Raw genomic sequence first — 4,593 nt, forward strand, 5'->3', positions numbered from 1 at the left:
TCCTGCCGGTGTTGTTGAGGGTCATAGCTTCCACAAACCGCTCACCCAGAACCCTACCAAGAGAAAGCGACTGGCTGAAATACTCTAGTGCTTTCTGTCTTTCTCCCAATTCTGAGTAGACACCGCCGATGTTGTTGAGAGTGGTAGCTTCCCCGCGACGATCGCCTACTGCCCGACTCAGGGGAAGCGACTGACTGTAATACTCTAGCGCTTTCTGTTTTTCTCCCAATGCTGAGTAGACACCGCCGATGTTGTTGAGGGTGAGAGCTTCCCCGCTGCGATCACCTACTGCCCGACTCAGGGGAAGTGACTGACTGTAATACTCTAGTGCTTTCTGTTTTTCTCCCAATGCTGAGTAGACTAAGCCGAGGTTGTTGAGGGTGAGAGCTTCTCCGCTGCGATCGCCTACTGCCCGCAATAGGGGAAGGGACTGGCTGTAATATTCTAGGGCTTTCTGTTTTTCTCCTAATTCTGAGTAGATGCTGCCGATATTGCTGAGTATGGTAGCTTCAAGAGCACGCTCGCCCATTGCCCGTCTCAGAGGAAGGGACTGGTTGTAATACTCTAGGGCTTTCTGTTTTTCTCCCAATTCTGAGTAGAGAGTGCCGATATTGCTGAGTATGGCAGCTTCCCCGCCGCGCTCGCCTACTGCCCGCAATAGGGGAATGGACAGGCTGTAATACTCTAGGGCTTTCTGTTTTTCTCCTAATTCTGAGTAGACTCTGCCGAGGCTGGTGAGGGTGATAGCTTCAAGATCACGATCGCCTACAGCCTGACTCAGGGGAAGAGACTGCCCAAAATACTCTAGCGCTTTCTGCTTTTCTCCCAAATCATTGTAGAATCTGCCAATACCAAGGAGGCTAAATGCTTGCCCTCTATTGTTGCCTGCTTGCCGATATAGCTTTAAGGCTTCTTCCCACTTGGTGAGCGCACCTCTTTTTGCTTGGGCCGTTCCTTGCTGGTAGAGTTGTCCTCCTTCTTCTAAAGCTTTTTCAGCAGCCTCGTTACTGTTAGTTTGTGCTGTTTGTACGGCTTTGCCAACGGGCACGGCTGCTGCCACTGGCTGACTTAACTGAACCGAAAGTGCGATCGACATACCAGCCAAAAACCATTGAGCGCGATCGAACATAGCCACCCCTTTTGTATTTTTGTCAATATTAGTCACTAGCTCGCTTAGTGTAAAGGCAGGGAGAAGTCAGGGCGATCGAACGATCGCCACAACCACCAAGTATTTGATATAGGGATAAGGGTTGGGGGCGGCCAATCAGAAAATTATTGATTACACATTAACAACGGCTGGCAGTGCCACAATCATACCCTAACGACGGCTGGCACGGCTGGCACGGCTGGTACGGTTTAGTGGCAAGGTCTAGCGGTCGGATGGCTCGCAAGGTTGGAGCGGTTGCACGGTTCGCAGGTCTAGCAGATTTGTGTCAAGTATTGAGACATGAATGGTTGATGTACGCTAAAATTCATGTTTATATATTACAACGAAAAACTCATGTCTGATTCTAATTTAAGTTTTAAATTCATTTACGAAAATGATGAGGGTAAACCTTACCCATGTTTAAACTTTACTTACAAAGATGATGGCACTGCACTTCTAACAAACCCTATCTGTAAAAATCGTGAGGTTATTTTAGAGCAATCTGTGGTCAAGTATTTAAAAGAAATACAGGGAAAGATAACTGGATATCGTTTTGAACTTATTGGGAGGATATGGTATATCAACTCTCTTCCTACTCCCGATAAGAACCCAGACAATCAACTTGGTTTTGTTAGTGGAGATATGATAGATGATGGCAAAAAGATAATTTGTACTAATCCGAAACCCAATCCCATACTACTACATCATTCGACCGAGTAGTAATACTTTCGAGTCTAAATCAGAAAATATGGGGGTATCCTGATTGAGTGGCACCAGTGCTACACTCTGAGTCAGGATATGCCCCTTGCTTTCCTAGAATATATTTATTGCCCTATTGATTTTTGGACAATAGTATTAGTGCGTTTTTTCGGTGTCGATTTTTACCGTTTTTTTCCAAAGGCTAAATTTAATTATCACAACGAAATAAAGACTACAGAGAGATACAAAACATGACGCGAGAAGAAGCAGTGCGGCTAATTGACCAAGCAGCCGAGGAAAAATTGATGGAACTGGATTTGGCGGGTCTGGGGCTGGAGGAATTGCCACCGCAGATTGGCAAGTGTACACAGCTTGAGACTTTGCTGTTGGGAAAGTGGGATGAGGAGAAAAAGGAATTTCTTGGGAATAAGCTTACTGAGTTTCCGAATGCTGTTCTTCAATTAACCAACTTAAAAAGGCTTGACCTTTGGCGCAATCAAATTACTTCCATCCCAGAGGCACTCGCACAACTGTCAAACCTGACACATCTTACCCTTGATTTAAATTGGATTAACTCCATCCCAGAGGCACTCGGACACCTATCAAACCTGACACATCTTACCCTTGATATAAATCAGATTACCTCCATCCCAGAAGCACTCGGACAACTGTCAAATCTGAGAGTGCTTAGTTGTGCCGGCAATCAAATTACTTTTATCCCAGAAGCGCTCGGGCAACTGTCTAATCTGACACAGCTTGACCTCAGTAAGAATCAAATTACTTCTATTCCAGAAGCGCTCGGGCAACTGTCTAATCTGACACAGCTTGCCCTCCGTGAGAATAAGATTACTTCCATCCCACAAGCACTCGGGCAACTGTCTAATCTGACACAGCTTTATCTCCATTGGAATCAAATTACCTTCATCCCAGAGTGGCTTAGTCAACTGTCAAATCTAACACAGCTTGGTCTTAGTCGCAATCAAATTGCCTCCATCCCAGAAGCGCTCGGACAACTGTCTAATCTAACACACCTTTGCCTTGGGAACAATCAAATTACCTCCCTCCCAGAAGCGCTCGGGAAACTGTCTAATCTGACACAGCTTGGTCTCCATTCAAATCAAATTACTTCCATCCCAGAGTGGCTCAGTCAACTGTCTAGTCTGACCCAACTTGATCTCAATAACAATCAAATTACTTCCATCCCAGAGGCGCTCAGTCAACTGTCGAATCTAACAGAGCTGGGTCTTAATAGGAATAAGATTACCTCTATCCCAGAAGCGCTCGGGAAACTGTCTAATCTGACACAGCTTGATTTCCAGGACAATCAAATTACCTCTATCCCCGAGGCGCTTGGGCAACTGTCTAACCTGAGATTTCTTAATCTCTCCAACAATCAAATTACCTCTATTCCAGAGGCGCTTGGGCAACTATCTAATCTGAGAATCCTTGGTCTCGCCAACAATCAGATTACTTCCATCCCCGAGGCGCTCGGGCAACTGTCTAATCTGAGAGCGCTTATTCTTGATAACAATCAGATTACCTCTATCCCCGAGGCGCTCGGGCAACTATCTAATCTGACACAGTTTAGGCTAAGTGGCAATCAGATTACCTCCATCCCAGAGGTGATGTATGGCAGGGTAAGGATTCAGATCTGAAAGAAGGGAATGAGCTCAGGCATAGTCAAGTCACAAGAATGGGCAGAAATAGCCTCACGGAAAAAAGTCTATCCTGACCTAGCACTACCTGTTTAGAGCCTTAGATAGAGAAATACCATTAGCTCGTTAAAGCTGTAGCGATTTCCACCCCTAGGCTGGAAAATATACAAAGCGGACAAAGTACCAGAAAACCAACGAAACTCCTTATGACACTTGGCAAGCTCGAACTCATCATCAAAATTAACGAACTTCCTACCAACGTACAGACTAACAAAGACAACTGGAAAACCTTTGAGCTTGACTGTGACGGTCGGGTAGTGTCCGTTAGTGTTAAGCCCAAAATATGGAAGAAGCTTGAGGATGCTGCGACTAACTACCCCATGTGGGTTGCTGCTATCGGCGGCAAGATGGGTGAATCAACCCCTAACGGGTTTGTGCTATCAGACCCAAGTATCCAAGTCTTTGAGAAAAAACCGAAGGAGCCTAAACCTGAAGCAGAGTAGTGAGACAGGTTCGATCGGCAATTGCCGGAGTGTAACTGGCGGCAAGGCGTCGGGCTTTTTATGGTGCAGTACGGAAAGCCCGATCGCCACGACAAAAGCTGAAATGTCTGCGGTCGGCTGCTCAGTAATAAGCAAGTCTTCTGCTAGGTTCTATGTTTTGAGCGATCGAACGGTTGCTACGACTTCTAAATATTTACACGCCAACCCAAACGATTCTAGCGGTCTGTCTCTGGCAACTTAGCGGGCGATCGGGGTTGGTCAGTTCTTGTGGATTGTTGCCAAGTGCGATCGCACTTGCCGATAGCCAACAGAATACTGGGCGCTCTTTTTGGTTAAATAATTTCAGATTTTAGATTCAGATTTTAGATTTTTGACCGTGCGGTTACCGTCCAAACCGCGCCAAATAAAATATTAAAAATTGATAAATTAGATAAAGAATTATGGCTTTTTAAGTAAGCGAGCTGATATTTAGATAATTTAATTACTGAATAGGCTTTCTAGCCAGACTATTTACTATAGCAATTCCATTTGAGATGTAAATATGGATTTCTCTGGTAAAATAGGAAAGTTTGATAATAAATGAAAGGGA

The 4,593-nt window shown here is 45.1% G+C and carries 5 protein-coding genes; 4 read left to right on the plus strand and 1 reads right to left on the minus strand.

The genetic code is table 11. The features are described from left to right. A partial coding sequence (locus tag QUA62_RS28835; protein WP_333408229.1) for a tetratricopeptide repeat protein occupies window positions 1–1,129 on the minus strand: 1,129 nt, incomplete at its 3' end. A 173-nt stretch (window positions 1,130–1,302) separates the two neighbouring features. Here QUA62_RS28835 and QUA62_RS28840 point away from each other — a divergent pair. The 4 genes from QUA62_RS28840 to QUA62_RS28855 all read left to right on the plus strand — a co-directional run bounded on the left by QUA62_RS28840 (window position 1,303) and on the right by QUA62_RS28855 (window position 4,004). Then, entirely contained in the window at window positions 1,303–1,509 is a 207-nt protein-coding gene (locus QUA62_RS28840; protein ID WP_333408225.1) for a hypothetical protein, read from the plus strand. Further along, a complete protein-coding gene (locus QUA62_RS28845; protein WP_333408226.1) occupies window positions 1,502–1,867 on the plus strand; it encodes a hypothetical protein in 366 nt (121 codons plus the stop codon). The genes QUA62_RS28840 and QUA62_RS28845 overlap by 8 nt, the downstream gene beginning before the upstream one ends. Before the next feature lie 230 nt (window positions 1,868–2,097). Continuing rightward, window positions 2,098–3,501 carry a leucine-rich repeat domain-containing protein gene (locus QUA62_RS28850; protein WP_333408227.1) on the plus strand — a complete coding sequence of 468 codons (1,404 nt, stop codon included), beginning with the start codon at window positions 2,098–2,100 and terminating at the stop codon, window positions 3,499–3,501. Between the two features lie 206 nt (window positions 3,502–3,707). Further along, complete coding sequence (locus tag QUA62_RS28855) at window positions 3,708–4,004, plus strand: hypothetical protein (RefSeq protein ID WP_333408228.1); 297 nt, start codon at window positions 3,708–3,710, stop codon at window positions 4,002–4,004. The last annotated feature ends 589 nt before the right edge of the window (window positions 4,005–4,593 follow it).

The organism is Microcoleus sp. MON1_C1, from assembly GCF_036701945.1.
Taxonomy (GTDB): domain Bacteria; phylum Cyanobacteriota; class Cyanobacteriia; order Cyanobacteriales; family Microcoleaceae; genus Microcoleus.